This is a genomic window from Fimbriimonadia bacterium (genome assembly GCA_039961735.1).
In the GTDB taxonomy this organism is placed as follows: Bacteria; Armatimonadota; Fimbriimonadia; order Fimbriimonadales; family JABRVX01; genus JABRVX01.
On the sequence record JABRVX010000003.1, the window covers coordinates 20,777 to 39,476 of the forward strand.

At 61.2% G+C, this 18,700-nt stretch carries 20 protein-coding genes; 9 read left to right on the forward strand and 11 right to left on the reverse strand.

Annotation, left to right across the window (positions count from 1 at the left end):
* Positions 1-155: 155 nt before the first annotated feature.
* The 6 genes from HRF45_00820 to HRF45_00845 form a co-directional block, all read right to left on the reverse strand.
* Positions 156-1,337 (reverse strand): AI-2E family transporter, encoded by a 1,182-nt coding sequence (locus HRF45_00820; GenBank protein ID MEP0765072.1) that lies wholly within the window; start codon positions 1,335-1,337, stop codon positions 156-158.
* Positions 1,338-1,353: 16 nt separating this feature from the next.
* Complete coding sequence (locus HRF45_00825) at positions 1,354-1,602, reverse strand: YtxH domain-containing protein (protein ID MEP0765073.1); 249 nt, start codon at positions 1,600-1,602, stop codon at positions 1,354-1,356.
* Between the two features lie 142 nt (positions 1,603-1,744).
* The gene (gene mnmA / locus HRF45_00830; protein MEP0765074.1) at positions 1,745-2,845 is read right to left on the reverse strand and encodes a tRNA 2-thiouridine(34) synthase MnmA; all 1,101 of its coding nucleotides are present in this window, start codon (positions 2,843-2,845) and stop codon (positions 1,745-1,747) included.
* Positions 2,846-2,867: 22 nt separating this feature from the next.
* Positions 2,868-4,151 carry an O-acetylhomoserine aminocarboxypropyltransferase/cysteine synthase gene (locus HRF45_00835; GenBank protein MEP0765075.1) on the reverse strand — a complete coding sequence of 428 codons (1,284 nt, stop codon included), beginning with the start codon at positions 4,149-4,151 and terminating at the stop codon, positions 2,868-2,870.
* Between the two features lie 15 nt (positions 4,152-4,166).
* Complete coding sequence (locus HRF45_00840; protein ID MEP0765076.1) at positions 4,167-5,384, reverse strand: vitamin K epoxide reductase family protein; 1,218 nt, start codon at positions 5,382-5,384, stop codon at positions 4,167-4,169.
* Between the two features lie 249 nt (positions 5,385-5,633).
* Positions 5,634-6,065: an STAS domain-containing protein gene (locus tag HRF45_00845; GenBank protein ID MEP0765077.1), complete on the reverse strand. Its 432-nt coding sequence runs from the start codon at positions 6,063-6,065 to the stop codon at positions 5,634-5,636.
* A 243-nt stretch (positions 6,066-6,308) separates the two neighbouring features.
* On the opposite strand from HRF45_00845, the gene HRF45_00850 reads away from it, so the two are divergent.
* Both HRF45_00850 and HRF45_00855 read left to right on the forward strand, forming a co-directional pair.
* Complete coding sequence (locus HRF45_00850; GenBank protein ID MEP0765078.1) at positions 6,309-7,055, forward strand: YebC/PmpR family DNA-binding transcriptional regulator; 747 nt, start codon at positions 6,309-6,311, stop codon at positions 7,053-7,055.
* A gap of 6 nt (positions 7,056-7,061) precedes the next feature.
* Positions 7,062-8,159 carry a rhomboid family intramembrane serine protease gene (locus HRF45_00855; protein MEP0765079.1) on the forward strand — a complete coding sequence of 366 codons (1,098 nt, stop codon included), beginning with the start codon at positions 7,062-7,064 and terminating at the stop codon, positions 8,157-8,159.
* 6 nt (positions 8,160-8,165) lie between these two features.
* Here the strand turns inward: HRF45_00855 and HRF45_00860 are convergent, their stop codons facing one another.
* The 4 genes from HRF45_00860 to folB form a co-directional block, all read right to left on the reverse strand.
* Entirely contained in the window at positions 8,166-9,455 is a 1,290-nt protein-coding gene (locus HRF45_00860; protein MEP0765080.1) for a S41 family peptidase, read from the reverse strand.
* Positions 9,456-10,916, reverse strand: coding sequence for a hypothetical protein (locus HRF45_00865; protein ID MEP0765081.1), 1,461 nt, complete (start codon positions 10,914-10,916; stop codon positions 9,456-9,458). It lies immediately after the preceding gene.
* A gap of 147 nt (positions 10,917-11,063) precedes the next feature.
* On the reverse strand, positions 11,064-11,585 hold the full coding sequence (locus tag HRF45_00870) for an NUDIX hydrolase (protein ID MEP0765082.1): 522 nt from the start codon (positions 11,583-11,585) through the stop codon (positions 11,064-11,066).
* 2 nt (positions 11,586-11,587) lie between these two features.
* Positions 11,588-11,980 (reverse strand): dihydroneopterin aldolase, encoded by a 393-nt coding sequence (gene folB, locus HRF45_00875; protein MEP0765083.1) that lies wholly within the window; start codon positions 11,978-11,980, stop codon positions 11,588-11,590.
* A gap of 63 nt (positions 11,981-12,043) precedes the next feature.
* On the opposite strand from folB, the gene HRF45_00880 reads away from it, so the two are divergent.
* The 7 genes from HRF45_00880 (at position 12,044) to HRF45_00910 (ending at position 16,941) form a co-directional block, all read left to right on the forward strand.
* The gene (locus HRF45_00880) at positions 12,044-12,892 is read left to right on the forward strand and encodes a pantoate--beta-alanine ligase (GenBank protein MEP0765084.1); all 849 of its coding nucleotides are present in this window, start codon (positions 12,044-12,046) and stop codon (positions 12,890-12,892) included.
* Positions 12,889-13,302, forward strand: a complete 414-nt coding sequence (locus HRF45_00885) for a YjbQ family protein (GenBank protein ID MEP0765085.1) — start codon at positions 12,889-12,891, stop codon at positions 13,300-13,302. The genes HRF45_00880 and HRF45_00885 overlap by 4 nt, the downstream gene beginning before the upstream one ends.
* A 116-nt stretch (positions 13,303-13,418) precedes the next feature.
* Positions 13,419-14,528 carry a pyridoxal phosphate-dependent aminotransferase gene (locus HRF45_00890; GenBank protein MEP0765086.1) on the forward strand — a complete coding sequence of 370 codons (1,110 nt, stop codon included), beginning with the start codon at positions 13,419-13,421 and terminating at the stop codon, positions 14,526-14,528.
* On the forward strand, positions 14,525-15,220 hold the full coding sequence (gene rnc / locus HRF45_00895) for a ribonuclease III (GenBank protein MEP0765087.1): 696 nt from the start codon (positions 14,525-14,527) through the stop codon (positions 15,218-15,220). Before HRF45_00890 ends, rnc begins: the two co-directional genes overlap by 4 nt.
* 24 nt (positions 15,221-15,244) lie before the next feature.
* Positions 15,245-15,955: a hypothetical protein gene (locus HRF45_00900; GenBank protein ID MEP0765088.1), complete on the forward strand. Its 711-nt coding sequence runs from the start codon at positions 15,245-15,247 to the stop codon at positions 15,953-15,955.
* Entirely contained in the window at positions 15,952-16,362 is a 411-nt protein-coding gene (locus HRF45_00905) for a ribonuclease HI family protein (protein ID MEP0765089.1), read from the forward strand. The genes HRF45_00900 and HRF45_00905 overlap by 4 nt, the downstream gene beginning before the upstream one ends.
* Positions 16,363-16,365: 3 nt before the next feature.
* Positions 16,366-16,941 carry a carbonic anhydrase gene (locus tag HRF45_00910; GenBank protein ID MEP0765090.1) on the forward strand — a complete coding sequence of 192 codons (576 nt, stop codon included), beginning with the start codon at positions 16,366-16,368 and terminating at the stop codon, positions 16,939-16,941.
* A gap of 8 nt (positions 16,942-16,949) precedes the next feature.
* Here HRF45_00910 and HRF45_00915 read toward each other — a convergent pair whose 3' ends face one another.
* Complete coding sequence (locus HRF45_00915; protein ID MEP0765091.1) at positions 16,950-18,680, reverse strand: carbohydrate ABC transporter permease; 1,731 nt, start codon at positions 18,678-18,680, stop codon at positions 16,950-16,952.
* Positions 18,681-18,700 lie beyond the last annotated feature (20 nt).

Genomic DNA, 18,700 nt, shown 5'->3' on the forward strand with positions numbered 1-18,700 from the left:
GAATCTCCGCCAGGCAGGGGCAAACAGAAACATCGGTCTGCCGGTTGGCAGCCGTGGGCATGTGTACGTCAGGCTGGGGCACTATACTGCCAAGGAACCGATCTGTCAATGCCACGCTGGTATCGCCCTGGCTTCCGGTCGGTTTCCCGGCAAGGTTACGGTGTTCCAGTGCCTAGCTGAGACCTAACGCGAAAGCGCAGGGGCACCCGCGGCAGGCGGACTCTGCGCTTCGGGCGGTCCTCTACCACGTGCTTCAGAATGCGCTCCAGCACCACCTTGATGCTGCCGGCCACAGGGAACGCGACGATCACGCCCACCAGCCCGAAGAGAACGCCTCCGCAGGCGATCGAGAAGAAGCTCATGAAGAGGTTCAGCCCTACGGCGGTTCCGGCAATCCGTGGGACCACCAGGGAGTTCCAGGACTGATCGAAGAGCACGTACAGGATCAGCGTGCCCGCAAAGTGCACGCCTGTGCCACCGATGGCGAGGTACGGCGAGAGACCCTCGTGGGGATTGGCCAGCAGTACGATGGTAAGCAGTGTCAGGTTGAGCGCCGGGCCGACATAGGGCGCGATCGTGAGCAGCCCCGTCACGAATCCGAGAAGCAACGGGCTCGGCAGACCGAGAAGTGCAAACAGCCCCGCCGCCACGACGCTGTACAGCGACACGCACAGTAGTAAGCTGCGAAGGTAGTTGGTGAAGACGTCTCCAATATCGTCCAGCAGCTCCAGCGTGGAGGGTCGGATGGACATCGGGATCAGACCGATCGCCCGTCTTCGCAAGTTGTCGTAGTCAATCATCACCACGAACGTGAGAATCGGGATGAGGGCAAGTTGGAATATCCATCCGGCAACCTGGGATAGCTTGCTCAGAAACGACTGGCCGAGTGCCACGGCATAGGACTGCGCATCATCCAGACGCGGCTTGACGACCTTCTCGAAGATGGCCTCTCGGCTCGGCTCCAGTCCGACCGCCCGCAGGGTCTTCTCGTTCTTCTTCAGCCAGGCGTCATCCGGAATCGCATCCGAGAGCGTGGATTGAAGACTGGCAACGTACTTTGGCATCTGCTTCTCGAGTTCGCCAAGCTGTCGGACCGCGGGAGGGCCCAGCAGCAGTGCGCTCAGAGTCAGGACTAGGAACACCAAGAGGTAGACGAGCCCGACTGCCCTGAGCCGCGAATAACCCGAGGCCCGCAGCTTGACGATCGTCGGCTCCATCAGTATGCCGATCAGCCATGCTGCGATGAAGGGTGGCAGGATCGAGCGGACCTGATACAGGAACCAAAGGGCGGCCAACAACAGGACCGCCCAGATCGTTACACGCCAGTAGTTTCGCATGCGCTACAGGGGAACTCTAACCGGCTTCGGCCTCCAACTCGGCCTCTTCCTTCCCCTTACCACGCTTTGCCTTCTGCTCGGCGTACCATTCACTCAGCTTGCGCTTCATCTCAGCGAGCTGCTTCGCGACGTCTTCCCGGGTCTCGGTGCCGGGCTTCGGCGCGAACATCAGACCTGCCGCGGCGCCGATCAGCGCTCCCAGGCCGATGCCGGCCAACATGTAGATCAGAACGTTGCGGTCCTCGCCGCCGCTCTCGTCACTCATCACTCAACCTCCTCTTGCTGTTCACGCTTCGGCTGCATGGTGAGCGAAGCGTCCTCATCGCAATTGTCGGGTCATGGGGCTCGGTACGAATTGAAGGGATCCTGCACCGACGTCCTCCCGAGCCCTGGTTCGAACGCCGCGCCTACTGCGTCTCACGAGGGGCTATCGTGCCTCCCGCGACTACCGTCTCACCGCGGTAGAACACCGCCGCTTGACCTGGCGTAACCGCCGACACTGGCTCCACGAAGCGAGCGGTGAGACGACCACTCTCCTCCGGAGGCAACAACACTGCCTCCCGAGCCGCCATATTATACCGTATCTTTGCGGATACCCTTAATGGCTCGGCGATCCCCTCGATGGCACCCCACACAACGTCTTCCACCGTTACCTCGTGCGAGAACGTGTCCCGCTTGTCGCCAACGACCAGCGCATTGCTCGCGGGGTCCAACGCTAGTACGAACAAGGGCTTGCCGCCCGTTGCGATGCCGATGCCCTTGCGCTGCCCGACGGTGTATTGCGCCAGCCCGTCGTGCGTGCCGATGCGATTGCCCTCGCGGTCGAGTATGGGACCATCACGGAACGCCTGGGGAACTCGCGCGCGCAGGAACTCGCGATAGCCTCCGGCCTCGCTCACGAAGCAGATGTCTTGCGATTCCTGCTTGTCGGCGACCGCCAGCCCAGCCGAGCGCGCAAGTGCCCTCGTTGCCGTCTTGTCGCGCACCGTGCCCAGGGGGAAGCGCAGTCGGGCGAGCTGCTCTTGGGAGGCCGCGTACAGCGCATACGACTGATCCTTCTCCTTGCAAAGAGCACGCATCAGTGCGAACCGCCCGCTCGGTTGCCGGCGCACGCGGGCATAGTGTCCGGTAGCGAGGGAATCGCACCCCAACTCTCGGGCCTTGTCCAACAACAGGTCGAACTTCACGTACCGGTTGCAGGCAATGCATGGGTTGGGTGTGCGACCGTGCGTGTACTCTTCGATGAACCGCTGGATCACGCTCTCCCGAAACGAGTCGCGAAAGTTCAGCACATAGTAGGGAATACCGAGGGTGTGTGCGACCCGCCGCGCATCCTCCACCGCCCCGAGAGAGCAGCATCCGGCATGACGGGAGTCGGTCTGGCTCTCCTGCCAGATCTGCATGGTGAGGCCGATGACCCGGTGACCGTGCTGGACGAGCAAAGCGGCAACTGCAGAGCTATCTACCCCCCCACTCATGGCCACGGCAATCTTCAGCTTCCTGGCCATCCGAACCCCCTAAGCCCAAGCACTAAGCATGCGCCAGCGCCTGCTCTAAATCCTCCCGCAGGTCGTCCACGTTCTCGGTGCCGATGCTGAGTCTTACGAAGTCGTCGGTGACACCGGCGGCCTCGCGCTCCTCACGGCTTATCGGTGAGTGCGTGGTGCTGGCGGGATGAATGGCCAGCGACTTCGAATCGCCTAGACTGACGGCGTGCGTGAACACTCTTAGGCTGCGGAGAAAGCGGACACCAGCGTCGAAGCCGCCCTCGAGCCCCATGCCCATCATTCCGCCATACCCACCTTTCAGGTACCTGCGTGCGTTCTCGTTGGTCGGATGGGATGCCAGACCGGGATAGCGAACCCAAGCGACCTTCGGGTGACGCTCGAGCCACTCGGCCAAAGCCATGGCGTTCTCTGAGGCACGCTGTACGCGCAGGTGCATGGTCTCCAGTCCGAGCAGGAACAACCACGCGTTGAAGGGTGACATACAGCCGCCGACGTCCCGCAGCATGTAGGTGCGCAACCGCTTTATGTACGCCATACTGCCGTACTTCTCGAACGGTCTCGCATTCCGCAGTGCAGGATCGGGCTCCGTGAACTCGCTGAACCGGCCGTTATCCCACGGAAAGTCGCCCTTGTCTACAAGAACGCCACCGATTGCCACGCCATGTCCCCCGATGTACTTGGTGGCGCTGTGGACGACGATGTCGGCGCCGTGTTCGAAGGGCCGGCACAGGAATGGCGTGACCATCGTGTTGTCCACGATGAGCGGCACACCATGCCGATGGGCGATCTCGGCGATGGCCGAAAGGTCGGGCACGTCCACCAGCGGATTGCCAATCGTCTCGACGTAGAAGCAGCGCGTGCGGTCGTCAACCGCGCGATCCCAAGCGTCTAGGTCCAGAGGATCCACGAAGCGCGTCTCGATGCCCATACGCGGGAGGGGGTTGTTGAACAGCGCATGCACTCCGCCATACAGACTGTGCGAAGACACCATGTTGTCGCCGCAGCGCAGCAGCGAGCAGCACGCGTACATGACGGCCGTCTGACCGGATGCAGTGGCCACCGCGGCGATGCCACCTTCGAGCAAAGCCATCCGCTTCTCGAATGTCTCGATGGTCGGGTTCTGAATGCGCGTGTAGCTGAAGCCGAAAGCTTCGCCGGAGAACACACGCTCGGCATCCTCCGGAGTGGGGAAGGAGAAGCCGCTGGTTTGATAGATGGGGACTGCCTTGGCATGCGTGGTGGGATCGGGAGACCAGCCGCCGTGAACGGCGATGGTTTCCATGCGACAATGCATCGGTTCGTCCATCGAATCCTCCCTGGGCTATTGATCCTGCATCTTTGCAGGGCCCAACAATCTCTTGATGTGTGGTTCTTCTAGATACCGCTGCAGACCGGCCCCCGCGGAAGTGCGGTCGATCGTCTGCTTCCCATCCGCGCCTCGCACGACGATGAAGAAGGTGGGGGTGGTCTGGATGTCCAGCTTGTCCGCATCCACTAGGTCCCGCAGGGTTCGCTGAAAGGCGCGCTCCCTGGCCGAACCCTTCTCGGACCGGTCCTGCTTGAGAAACTTCTCTAGCTCGTTCGGGTCCAGACCAGCGGCGCGTGCGTAGGGCAGGAAGTTGCCCTGTTGTCCCAGTTCCGGCTTGGCGAAAATCGCGTCGTGCATCTCCCAGAACTTGCCGTGTTCGCCGGCCCACTCGGCAATTTCCGACAGCACCTGCGCGTTCGGGTGAAGGCGGTAGAGCGAGCGGTGACGGTACACCTCTCGCAGCGTGTTCGGGTACTTGGCGAGCAGCTCCTTGAGCAGCCCGGCGTTCCTTGTGCACGAAGGGCACTGGAAGTCCGAGAAGACCACGATGGTCACCGGCGCGTCGGCCGGCCCTCGTGACCAGCTATCGGGCCTGAGAATCTCCGCTCGGCTGTCCACACGCTCCACGCGCATCACCGGACCGTTCCAGACCCCGAACCACCCGTAGCCTGCCGTGGCTACGATGCCGAGCGCGAAGACGATGCCGAGTCGGGCAGGCTCACGAGCGATGCGCATCGGTGACACTCCGCGGACGGCAATCTGCCACTCGACGGTGGCGGCCATCCAGATGAGCAGGATAAGTGCTGCGTGTGCCGCGCACCACTCGCACCATACGTGGAGACTCTGATAACCGACGAACAGTAGGAGCGTAGAGACGGCCAACGCGACGGACGTCAGGCTCCATAGGATGGGCGTGGTCTTCTGCCAGGTGCTCTCCGGTCTGTTTGCTCGCCACCAGCAGAGCCAGATGACGAACAGGTCGAACAGCGCGCCGAACGCGGCAACCGGGATGCCACCGACTCGGGAGAGCTCGCTGGCAGCGACGCTCGCACAGCCCTTGGCGTCCGTGCAGGGTAGTTCCTTCATCAGTGCATGCGACAGCCAGAGGTTCGCGGAGATGAAAAACGCCAGTACGGCTAGGAAGAAGATAATCCTGTTCGTCCAAACAACGTGCATAGGCGAGTAGGCCGAGTATACCGCCCTGCCTCCCAGTCTCCTTACGGCTGGCATGCCCTGAACGCCTTCCGAGCTTCCCGCCGCCGGGCTGGCAGAAGCAGTCTCTATACCCTGGCTCGCGTCCGCCACGCTGCACCCGCGGAATTCGCACAGTGCCCCCTGGGGCCGGGCGGGGGCACTCGAGGATGGCGGCACTGTAGCAATGGGTTCCTCGCTGCGCTCGGAAGGAAAGCAGGAGCGGCAAGGCGACGAATTGCCCAGGCCCTCGGACCCGCTGGCAAGCCGAAGTGACGCCGGCGAAAGCTAGCCCTGGCCGCTGATGGTCGTGCCCGGGCGGCCCCGCGGCCCTGTGTCCTTCTTAGCTCGGCGCAGCCGGAAGTACCGCCTCTTGCCCGCCCGAAAAGCATCGGCCAAGCTATGGAGCAGCAAGACCACCTTGTCGTACTGCATCAGCCGAAGTATGCGCTGGACCTTTCCCCCTGCCGGCGCCACGACACGCAAGCGCACACCCTTGGGTTCGAGCTGGGAACGCACCTCTTCCAGCCAGTCGAGACCCTCTGAGTTGAGTAGTGGGGTGTGGCTAAGGTCGAGAATGGCGATGCGCGTATCGGGTTGAACCGCCTCTTTGATGACTTCCTTGGCGCTGGGTGCCGTCCGATCAAGACATCCGTCCACGGTGATCAGGGCGGTTCGGCCGTTCACTCGGGACGTTACGGTGCACGTCTGATGAATCATCTTTCCCCCTGCTCCGACGCCGTTGTCGGAGCGTTCGTCCAATGATATAGACGGCAGAATGGCCGCCGTACGTTCTCCCTTTCCGACATCAACCCTCAAATCTTAAGTACTCATTCGGACCGCCCCAGCGTTACAGCCGGGGAGTTCTTTGACAGCGAAAACGGCCGGGTGATACACTCCCGCCAAGCTGCACCGGCTACCGAGCATTCGCAGCCTGTCCCCGGTGGAGGTTCTGTAGCAAGCATGGCGGGTCATTCCAAGTGGCACAACATTCGGATACGGAAGGAGAAGCAGGACGCCCAACGGGGCAAGATCTTCACGCGCATCGCCCGCGAGATCATCGTTGCTGCTCGCAATGGTGGGGGCGACCCGGAGATGAACCCCTCGCTCCGGGTAGCCGTCGAGAAGGCCCGCGAAGCCAACATGCCTGCCGACACAATCAAGCGCAACATCCAGCGCGGCACCGGCGAGATGGAGGGAGTCGTTTATGAGCAAGTAAGTTACGAAGGCTATGGCCCCGCCGGTGTAGCAGTCGTCGTCATGTGCCTGACGGAGAATCGGAACCGAACCGTTGCCGACGTGAGGCATGTGTTCAGCAAACATGGTGGGAACATGAGCGAGCCCGGCTCGGTGACATGGCAGTTTCGGAGCGTCGGGCTGATCTCCGTAGACGCACAAGCCCTACCTGAAGACCGCATGGTCGAACTCGCCATGGAGGCCGGTGCCGAAGACCTCTCTACGGAAGACGGCATCTATGAGATCACCACAGCCCCCGAAGACCTGCACAAGGTCCAATGTGCCTTGGAGGCTGCGGGGGTGAAGGTCCAGGGATCGGAGCTGACGCTGACCCCCATCAACGTCGTTGCCGTCGCGGAAGCTGACGCACCCGCCGTCATGCGCTTCATGGACGCGTTGGAGGACCTAGACGACGTTCAGAACGTGTATGCCAACTTCGACATCCCCGACGAGGTCATGGCCAAGCTCGGGTAGGGGCCAATGAGAGCTCTACCCAATCGCATTCCTTACCTGTCTGCCGCGCTGGCTGGACTGCTCGTGCTCTTTTTCCTTCTTGGGCGCACGGCCGACACTCTGGACCTCGCCGAGCGCTACGGCTTCTCGCTCTCTTCGCCGGCGCTGCTGACGTCGCTTACCTACTTGTTCGTACATGGCGGGGCCTGGCACTTGCTGCTCAACCTACTGCTCCTAGGGGTATTCGCGACGTATACCGAGATTTACGGACGACGCACGGTGTGGCTCGCCCTCGCGGTCGTCGGAGCCGTCGTGGCTGCCTACGGGGAGTTGTTGATGGCGGTCGTCACGGGCGCGCCGCGCACTGGGGTGATGGTCGGGGCATCCGGTGCGATCTCGGCGATGGCAGGCTGGTCTTTCATTCTGGGGGCACGAGACCGTGAGCCGGACCTGGTGACGAGGCTCGTGCGGGCGGCAGCTGTCGGTTGGCTGGCGTTGCAGATTGTGGCCATCCTCTTGGTGACGTGGCAGGGAGCGCCCTCAGCTACTGCCCACTGGGCGCACTTGTGGGGCTTCGTTGTCGGCGGAGCGGTCGGAGCGATTACCGGACCGTCGTCTGGCGGCGTCCTGCGGCGTGCCTCGGCCCTGATCCGAGGGCAGCGGCCCGCAGACGCCTTGGCCCTGCTTTCCGAGCCGATGCAAGGACCGGCAGAACAGGAGAGGCTCCTGTTGACCGTTGAAGCGTGGAATGCCTTGGGTGACAAGGAGCAGGCAGCCGCCTCACTGGCAGCCCTTGTTCAGACCTGCCCAACGCCGGAGAACATACAAAACCTCGTCGAGGCCGTTGGGGCGGGTGGAGTCCGTGTTCTGCAGCCAGATCAGCGAGTGCACTTGGCCTCGCTTCCAGGCGTGCCACTGCAGGCACGCATCGCCCTACTCGCTAGCTTTGTAGAGGAAGCCAGAAATGTGCAGGGTAGGGCATCAGCAATGCTGCAGCTCGCCGACTTGCTCAAGGTATCCGAGCCCGATCACGCCCGGGCTCTGCTCCAGCAATTGACCGAGGAGTATTCTGGAACGGAGACGGCCGACCTTGCGGCCAGCCGTCTCCGTGCTTTCTCGACCTAGGGATGTCTAGCCGCCCGGTCGCCCGTGTTTCGCGAGAACCTCCAGCGCCTTCTGGAGTTGCGCATCTGTCGCATCCTCGCCGAACACGTAGTCCTTGCTCTGTTCAATCTCGATGTCCGGCACGAGGCCACCTCCCACGCGCTCACCGCTCGGCAGGGTCTTGCCGTTGATGTCGGTGTGGTTCGGCGTGTAGTACCTAGCAGTGGTGATGGCGACGGCAGAGCCGTTGCGCATATCAATCAGCGTCTGCACCAAGCCCTTTCCGAACGTCTTCTCGCCGATGATCGTGGCAACGCGATGGTCCTTCAGCGCGCCTGCCACGATCTCCGATGCACTGGCCGAGTTCTTGTTGACCAAGACCACCATCGGCGGTGGAGCAGCCTTGTACATGCTCGGCTCGGTGTAGATGGTCTTCTCCGGTTTGTCGCGCTCCTTCACGATAACCACGGACTTACCGTTCAGGAACTGCCCGGCTACGGACACAGCCTGAGTCAGAAGTCCCCCGGGGTCATCGCGGAGGTCTAACACGAGTGCGGTCATACCCTTCGAGCGCAGGTCGGATAGTGCCGCCGCGAGCGCGTCCGAAGCCTTCTCGTTGAAGTGGGAGAGAGACACATAGCCGACTCGTCCCGCGGCCGCGTTCAGCATCCGATACTCGACGGTCGGAAGGTCCACGCGGGCACGGATCAACCTATAGTCCTTCGTCTGCAGCTCTCCGTTGGTTTTTCGCTCGATGGTCAGCGTGACCGGTGTCCCCTCTTCACCCCGAATCATGCGGACGATGTCTTCGATATCCATCCCGGCAACGGGCTTGGTGTCCACTGCGATGATCAGGTCGCCGGCCTTGATGCCTGCAGCCATGCACGGGCTGTTGGGCAACGGCCGCTTGACGATGGCTCCCAGGGGAGACGGATCCAGAGTGGCACCAACACCGACGTACTCGCCTGCAGTCTCCTTCTCCATCGCACTCCAGGCTTCAGGAGTCATGAAGCGCGTGTACGGATCGCCCAGCCCACTCAACATGCCCGAAATCGCGCTGTAGGTGATCTGCGTCTCGTTCACCGGCTGGTAGTGACTCTTCTGAAGCTCCTGCAGCGTGTCGCTATAGGTCTCGACAACGGGAATGCCCGCGGGCGAACGACCGCTCCGCGCGACAATCCGGTCGGCCACATGCGAGAGGTCGCTGACGAGCGCATCCGGATCCGACAAGCTCTGCCAGGCGTATCCGAGAACGAATGCGAAGACGGCGGCGAGGAGAACCCCGGTACCTCGCAACACGCGTCGAATCCCTTTCACCTACGCATTCCCCTTTCGCAGCAGATCGATTGCCTTACGCACCGCGGGGTCGGTGGCCGGCGGCCCAATCTTCGCCGCCTCGCGCACCTCGGCATCCGGCTGCAGGCCGACTTCCGAGAAGTCCAACCCGCCGGCCGTGAAATACTTGCCGGTAGGAATGACCAGAGATGCGCCGTCCTCCAGGCTGATGCGTTCACGAGCCATCGTGTCCCCTGCCGTGCGAGAGCCGACGAGGGGTGCCTTGTTCTTCTCGCGTAAGGCCGCAGCCATTACCTCTGCCAGACCTGCGGTTCCACGGTTGGTGACGACTGCGATGGCCCCGGTCCACAGAGCCTCACCAGAAGGTGTTCGCACAGGTGTGCGCTCCTCCGAACCCTGCTTGTTCTGCAGACGCGCCACCGTCGCGCCTCCAAGGAGCATCCCAGTCATCTGCAGCATTTCCGCTCGCGAGCCTAAGGCACAGTTACGCAAGTCCAAGACTATCCGCGTTCCCCGTTTGCTCTTGAGCGCGTTGAGAGCTGAGCGGAACTGCGCGGGCGCCTCGGCGCTGAACGCCGAGATGCGAACGTAGCCGGCGCCTGACCCGAGGTCCTCCCACGTGACGGGAGTGGTAGTGACCGACCCAGGGGTCACGGTCACGGTTATGGGGTCTGCGCTGCCTGGTCTCTGCACCTTAAGCCGAAGCGGCTCTTTGCTCGTAGCAAGCAAGCCTATGGCCTTCTCGGTCGTTAGCGCGGCCTTCAGTTTGGCTTCCAAGGCCTCCGCCGCGGCGTCGTATTCCTTGCGGGGAATTCGCTGGTTTCGCAGCGCCGTGCGCTTCTGCAGCAGGTCGAGCGTCGCCATGTAGGATATGACCCACTGGTCGTTGATGTAGTCCACCCGGTCTCCGGCGAGCAGGCCGGCGCGGTCCGCGGGCCCTCCGGGTATTGGGGCGACGATAGTCACGTTCGTTTTCGTGATCGTGTCCTCGGTGAAGCCGATGTTGGAAGAGGTCTCGCCCTGATCCCGGACCTCCTTCACTAGCTTTGCCAGCTCGGCGCGCTGGGCAGGGTCTGTGACAGGCTCCTGAATGCGCCGGACCTCGATCACCGCACCAATCCCCTCGAACTGACCCGAGGCTTCGCGGTCCATGCGCTCAGCCTCTTCCGGAGTGACAAACCTGGTTAGCGGGTCCGGAAAGTATGCTGCCATTCCGCGGAGCACGCCGTGGCTCAGGGGCGTTTGGTCCTCGATACGGTCCACGTAATGTGTCCGCACGTGCCGGAACACCTCGTAGAAGAGGTCGAGCGGCGAGACGGACGGGGTGACGTCGAGGCTCGCGTAACGACGGTCTGCGGCGGCGTTTCCGGTAAGCGGCTTGCTGGGCCCGAAATGGTTCCGCGCATATAGCCCGCCCGCAAAGCTGGCAAGGATCAGGGCGATCGGAGCAAGCCTCCAGAGACTCATCTTTCGATTGGTCAAGGTCGTAGGGCCTCCCTCTCTGCGCTCCTAAGAGGCGCAAGGACAATGATCGTACGGTAACGTTATCCTATACGCTATTCGGCCGTTTCGCAGCGGCGGCTCCCCCCCCTGCTCTAAGAAGTGCCGGCCGACTGCGTGTAGCCGCACTCATTGTGACAGCGATACCAGGAGCCCCGCGATGGTCTTTGCATCGCGAATCTCCCCTTTGCGGATCATCTCCAGCATTCTGTGCGTCGGCACAGACTCCAGTTCCACTCGCTCGTCGCTGTCCAGCTTCTGCACTCCCGGCCTCAAGTCGCGGGCCTCGTACACGATGAGCCGTTCACTCGAGTACCCGGGCGCCAGAAACTGTTCGAACAGCCGTGTCATCGTCCCAGCCGAGTATCCGGTCTCTTCAACCAACTCTCGTCTAGCGCACTCGTCAGGGTCTTCGCCCTTCTCCCGCGTTCCTGCGGGTATCTCGAGCAGCACTTGGTCAACCGCGCGCCGATACTGCCTGACCATTAGCACGGTCTCTGGGTCCAGGAACGGAACGATGGCCACCGCGCCCTCGTGTGCGACCACCTCGCGTGTGGCGATCGAACCGTCGGCCAGGCGCACCGTGTCCAACCGCAACGTAACCACGCGACCGGAGAATATGGTTTCCGAGGAGATCAGCGTCTCGCGCACCGCTAGACCCCCCTCTCCGGCAGCCCGAAGTCTGACCGGGTGCGCCGCAGCACCACCGCTGCCCGGTGAACAACAGCTCGGGCAGGCGGATGCAGCTTCCCAACCGTGACTTCGACCTCCGCGATCCGCTCATCGTCCCGCAGAACCCGCTCCGCCATCGTCTCCGCCAGCTTCTCGAGAAGTGCGAAGCGCTCGCTGGTGCCGATCTCGACTGCCATTCGGGCTAGCTTGGAATAACTGATCGTGTCCTCGAGCCGGTCCGAAGTACAGGCAGCTCGAAAGTCGCCGTACACACTCAAGTCGGCCCAATACCTATGGCCCACGCTGCGTTCTTCCTCCGAGACGCCGTGATGCGCGTAAAACTCGATACCCTCGATGCGGATGTGGTCAGTCACCGCGTCATTCTACCTGTAGGTCCTATGCTCTCCACTGGCCCGGAATCGCGTAAGATCACGCTGATGGAAGTGCTAGCTACCGTTCGCGACGTGAGGGTATGGGTGGCGGAAAAGCGTAAGCTCGGCCATACCATCGGCCTCGTGCCCACGATGGGTGCTTTTCACGAAGGACACCTGGCCCTGATGCGCCAGGCAGCATCGGAGTGCGAGTCGGTTCTGGTTAGCATCTTTGTCAACCCCACCCAGTTCGGACCAGGAGAGGACTTCGAGCGCTACCCGAGAGACCTGGAAAGCGACCTGCGCCTCGCCGAGGGCGTTGGGGTGACGGCGGTCTTCGCGCCTTCCCAAGAGGTGATGTACCCACCCGGCTCGGAGACCCGAGTGCTACCCGGAAGGCTGGCGGAAGGGCTGTGTGGCCCGTTCCGTCCCGGGCACTTCGTCGGCGTGGCAACGGTCGTGGCCAAGCTGTTCGGCATCTGCCTGCCGGACCATGCCTACTTCGGCGAGAAGGACTTCCAGCAGTTGCGCATCATCGAGCAGATGACGGCCGATCTCTGCCTTCCCGTGGCTATCGTGCGGTGCCCAACGGTGCGTGAAACCGACGGCCTGGCCATGAGCTCACGGAATGCCTATCTCTCTGCCGAAGAACGGCGACAGGCGCCAGCGATCTATCGGGCCATTCGGCGGGCGGCCGAAGTCGTGCGGAATGGCGAGCGCTCGGCGCGGGAGGTCGAGCGTATGGCAGAGCAAGAGATACGCAGCGAACCTCTTTTCCACACTGTGGAATATGTCCACATCGTGGACCCGGTAACGCTTCAACGAGTGGAAACGGTAGAGGGGGAAGTGAGGCTCTGTGTCGCTGCTCGAATCGGTACTACAAGACTGATAGACAACGGAGTGCTAGCCCCATGAAGTCCCATACCGAGTACCTCTGGTTCGAGACCCCGAGAAGGCGGCAGTACGTCCACATCACCGACAAAGTGGCGAAGATCGTGAAGCAGTCCGGCGTTCGAGAGGGGTTCGTGCTGGTCAGCGCGATGCACATCACGGCTTCGATCTACGTCAACGACCACGAGAGTGGGCTCATTCAAGACATTGACCGGTGGGTGGAGGATCTGGCACCTGTTCGCCCAGACTATCTGCATCATCGTACCGGCGAAGACAATGGCGATGCACATCTCAAGCGCCTGTTGCTAGGTCACCAAGTCGTCCTGCCGATCACAGACGGCGAACTGGACCTCGGGCCGTGGGAGCGCGTGTTCTATGCGGAATTCGATGGGCAACGACGCAAACGAGTGGTTGTGAAGGTAATCGGAGAGTAGAGGAGCCCGACTTCCTATGCTATACTGCCGCTCCTGGAGACGCCCCTGTGCTATCTGAACGAGTCAATGCCATCCATGCTTCTCCCACGCTCGCGCTGACCGCGCGCGTCGCAGAGATGCGCAGGAACGGCGCGGACGTCATCGCCTTCGGCGTGGGGGAACCCGACTTCCCGACGCCCGAAGCAATCGGGGAAGCGGGTATCCAGGCCATTCGCGACGGCCACACACGCTACACGCCCTCGGCTGGCACGATAGAGCTGAGAAAGGCCATTGCCGAGAAGCTCCTCCGCGAGAACAAGGTGCGATACGACCCGCACGAGGTAGTGATATCGTGCGGGGCAAAGCATGCCATGTTCAACGCGCTTTTGGCACTCTGCAACCCGGGGGACGAGGTACTGCTTCCGTGTCCTTATTGGCCGACCTATGTAGAGCAAGTGCGGTTGTGCGGTGCGATACCCGTCGAAGTCCCTTGTCATGAGGAGGATGGCTACCTGCCCAGCTACAATGCTTTGCGCCAGCGCGTGTCGTATCACACGAAAGCAATCATCGTCAACACACCTAACAATCCGACCGGGGCGGTTTGGCCACGGTCGGTGCTAAAAGAGATCGCGGCGATAGCTCTCAAATACGACTGCTGGATCATCGCTGACGAGATCTATGAACGTCTCACTTACGAGGGAGAGGAGCATGTTAGTATTGCTTCTCTGAGCAGGCAGGTTTGGGAAAGAACCGTAACGGTAGGTGGTGTCTCCAAGACCTATGCCATGACCGGCTGGCGCATCGGTTATGCAGCAGCCCCGAAGGAAGTCGCTGATGCGATGAGCAGGTTGCAGGACCAGATGACCAGCAACCCATGCTCCATCTCGATGCGTGCGGCGGAGGCAGCGTTCGCAATGCCACAGGAAGATCTGGAGCACATGCGCGAGGAGTATGCTGACCGGCGAGAGATGTTGCACCGTGGGTTGACGGAGTGCCCGGGTGTTAGCTGTCAGAGGACGAAGGGCGCGTTCTCTTTCTTTCCTTCTGTGCATGGCGTGCTCGGAGGCTGCTTCGGCAGCACCGTAGAACTAGCCGAGTACCTGCTCGACAACGCGGGCTGTGCCGTACTCCCGGGCGAAGCCTTCGGTGCACCCGGTCATCTTCGCCTCAGCTACGCCCTCTCGAAACAAGATATCGAGCGCGGAGTGAAACGCCTCACAAAGGCGTTTGCGATGCTGTCACCGTGAAAAAACGCACCCCTATCGTGAAAAAACGCATCCCTATCAAGAACCGCGATCTGCTCCGTCAGGCACTAACGCACAGATCCTCGGTCGGAGACGATTCGCCCGCATCCAACGAGCGACTGGAGTTCTTTGGTGACTCCGTGCTAGGCGTGGTGATCTCCGAGTACATGTTCCAACGGTTCCCCCAGTGGGATCAAGGGGCGCTATCCAAGGCTAAGTCCGCGATCGTGCAGGAGTCCTCGCTGGCAGAAGCAGGCCGTCGCCTCGGCCTCGATGAGATGGTGATCGTGGGAAGCGGTGAGGAAGCCGCAGGCGGACGACGGCGCACCTCTATCCTCGCCGACGCGTATGAAGCCGTAATCGGTGCCGTGTACCTCGACCGAGGCTTCAAAAAGGCGCATGCCTTCGTGCTCGAGACCCTAGACTTCGCATTGCAGCAAGTGGCATCCGGAAAAATGCAACTTATCGACGCAAAGTCCAAGCTGCAAGAGATAACACAGGCACGCTGGAAAAGCACACCCGTCTACCGGGTTACCGCAGAGCACGGCCTGCCGCACGAACCATCCTTCGAAGTCGAAGTTCTGGTGAACGGAACGCCGCTCGGGCAAGGCTCCGGCCGCAGCAAGAAGGAAGCCGAACAGGCTGCCGCAGCTCGAGCCCTGGCCCAAATGCACAACCTATCGCCGGAAGAGTGACCCTGCTGGTAGAATCCTCCACGCGTGATGAACCCAGAAGCCCTCAAGCAGGTATACCTCGTTCAGGAACTGGACACCCAGATATCACAACTCCGCTACCGACTGAATCACCTCGACCGGGGCGAGCGGGAACAAGCAGAACGCGACCAGGCACAAGACGACTTCCATAGGGCGCAACAAAGGCAAAAGCAACTCCACATCGAACTCACTGACCGAGAACTCGAACTGAAATCTGTCGAAGACAAAAAGAAAAAGTTCGAAACACGACTCTTCGCTGGCACTATCCTCAACCCAAAGGAGTTGGACGCCACACGAAAAGAAGTAGAAGCCCTGGCAAGGCAACGGGAACACCTCGACGAACGCATCCTGAACCTATGGGACGAAATAGAAGCCGCAAAACAAGCAACGGAAAAAGCCGAGAAAAAACTGAACGCCACACAAACTCTCTGCACGAAAAAACTCGCCGAGTATCAAAGGCAAAAGGACGAACTGCAACGCACACTGCACGCCCTGCAACGAAAACGAGACGAAGCCGCAGCAGTAGTGCACCCCGACCTGCTCCAACGGTACGAACGATCACGTAAAAAACATAACGGCGTGGGTATCGCAAAGGTATACGATGGCACCTGCGAAGCCTGCGGAATGACCCTCCCCGTCAGCACCATCGAGGCCCTGCGCGATGGCTCCCAACTCGCAACCTGCGATGCATGTGCACGCCTCTTGTGCATAGAATGAATGCGGAAAGATTCCAAGCCACACTCTTCACCGACGGCGCTAGCAAAGGCAATCCCGGACCCGCCTCCATCGGAGTGCTCCTCCAAAACGCAAAAGGAAACGCTCTGGCAAAAATCTCGGAACGCATAGGCATCGCCACCAATAACGAAGCAGAATATGCCGCCCTGATCCGGGGCCTAAAGGAGGCGAAAAGACTCGGCCTGCGAAGAATACGCTGGCACACCGACTCCCAACTGCTGCACCGACAGTGGATAGGCCGATACCGAGTCCGCTCGCCCCGCCTGCAAAAGCTATACGCCCAGGCCAAACTGCTCGCTGCCCAATTCGACGCCGTATTGCCCGAACACGTGCACCGAACCAAAAACACGAAGGCGGACGCACTCGCCAACGCGGCTTTTCATTGTTGAGGTATGAAACCCGATGTGGCCCTCGCCGAGCTGCTGGCAGGCAACGAGTGCTTCTACACGGGTCGGTCTCACGGTTACGTGTACTCCTCTACCGATCGGATGGAACTGGCACATGCGCAGCATCCCATCGCCTGCATTCTCTGCTGCTCGGACTCCCGCGTGACACCCGAGGTGCTATTCGACCAACCACTGGGTCGGTTGTTCGTCGTTCGGAGCCCGGGCAACACCTCGAGCCCCGAGGCACTTGCGGGCTTCGAGTTCGCACTACAGTCTGTGGGTGTCAACCTGTTCGTGGTGCTGGGTCACACACACTGTGGCGCGGTGACTTTGGCGGTAGAGGGCCTGGCCGCGACCGGGGCGATTGGAAGCATCCTACTCCGAATTCAGCCTGCCGTATATCGCATACCGGCAGATGCTCCGAACCGCATCACGGCAGTTGCGGAGCAAAACGTCCGGGCCACCATCGAGACCCTCCAGATGCAGAGCATGGCGCTGCGGGACGCCGTTCGCTCCGGCGGGGCGAAACTGCTGGGTGCCATGTACGACCTCGAGAGCGGCCGCGTGGCCATTTTGGAGTAGTGTGTGGCTCACTTCTCGCTGGGCAGGATGATGCCTCGCATGATCACGTTCTGAGCGAACATGAACACGACCAGTGTAGGGATTGCCGCGAGCGTCAGGGCCGCCATCGTGAGGAACTTCGGTGCGCGCACCTGTAGTTGGTAGAGCCATACCATAACTGTCCACATGCGCTGGTCCTGACACACCAGAAACGCATACATGAATGCGCCATAGGCAGCCAGAAAACTCTGCAGTGCTATCACTGCGAAGATCGGCTTGCTAAGGGGCATCGTAACCCGACGAAACAGCGTCAATTCCCCCGCTCCGTCGATCGTGCCCGCTTCGTACAACTCGCGGGGAAGACTGTCGAAGAAGCCCTTTAGCAGGAAGATTGCAAAGCCGCTGGCCATGCCTGGCAACACCAGCGCCCAGTAGGTGTTCAGCATTCCCAACGACTTTAGGAGTAGGAAGTTGGGGATCATCGCGACCTCGGCAGGGAATGCCATCGTAGCGAGCAGAAAGAGCAGGATGCGCCCAGTGGCACGCATGGGAAAGCGTGACAGCGCATAGGCGCACAGGGGGTTCACGATCAGATGTGTGACCACTACGGCGATGCAGAAGAAAAGTGTGACCCATACCGCTCGCCCGTGCAAAAGGATGTAGTTCAACACATAGCGGTAGTTGCGCGTGGCGAAGTCCCATCGCAGTGCGCCGAGATGACTCTGTACATAGTCCCACTCGTTGTGCGCAATCAGGTTCCCCACGGGCATGTCGAGCTTCGTCCCCACTTGCGCGGCGAAGCGATGCTCCAACGTGTCGGGGCGCAGGGCCGCGAGCGGTGCCTGCTTGATGCGCCTCTCCAACTCGTCACGTTGCAGTGGGTCGGTTAGGTCCAGACCCTGATCGCAGCGTCGGAAGACGCCGTCCGGGCCTGCCATCAACACATACCGATAGGGAAGCCGCTCCCGAAGGCACCGTTCCCAGAGCTTTGCTGCGACTGGCGACGAGGGAGGGTGGTCGCCGAACGGAATCTGTTGGATCGATGCGTAGTTCGTGCCCCATGCTGCGTTGAGCTTCTCGACACTGCTCTTGTACTCGCCGTTTAGCATCTCTTGCCACACGCGATCTCCGCAAATCGGGATGCGAAAGTGGGTGGGCAGCGTTTGTTTGAACTCGAGCCAATCCTTGGTTTTCCTGTCGTTTCGGTGCTGAAAGTCGCGCCGCTGCAGTTTCTCGAAGGGCGGCTCGATGGTCTGAAGAACCGTGTTCTCCTCTGCGTACTCACGATTGAGGCGTTCGAGGTCGCCCCCGAACTTGACGCGACAGTACTCCTGATACTTCTCGTTCAATAAACTGATGAGCCGCTGCTGTGTGATGCGATAGCCGATGTTGTAGTCCTCCGGCGGCAGCGCGGCGACGAACTCCCGCCACCGTCGCACCAAATCGGGCGCGGGCGGAGAAACGGGCACCCCCAGCTCCCCCACCTTAAAAATCGTGACCCCGTGGGCGTAGCCGGCCTCCTCCGCACTGTCGGCATACTTATCCTCCACAAACTTTACGAATACACGCTCCGCATCGGTCAGATACTTTGGCAATACGGCCTGCTCGTGCTGGTCCACCGCGCTCGTCATCCCTTTGCCCACCATAACCAAAAACGGATAGACCATGGAAAGGGCACCGATACTCAGCACCGAATATAGCCCGACGAAAACGAGCCGAACCCTCCACGACCCACGACCGACCCTAGGAACGATTGGCATATCGGCGATCCTTTGCCCAC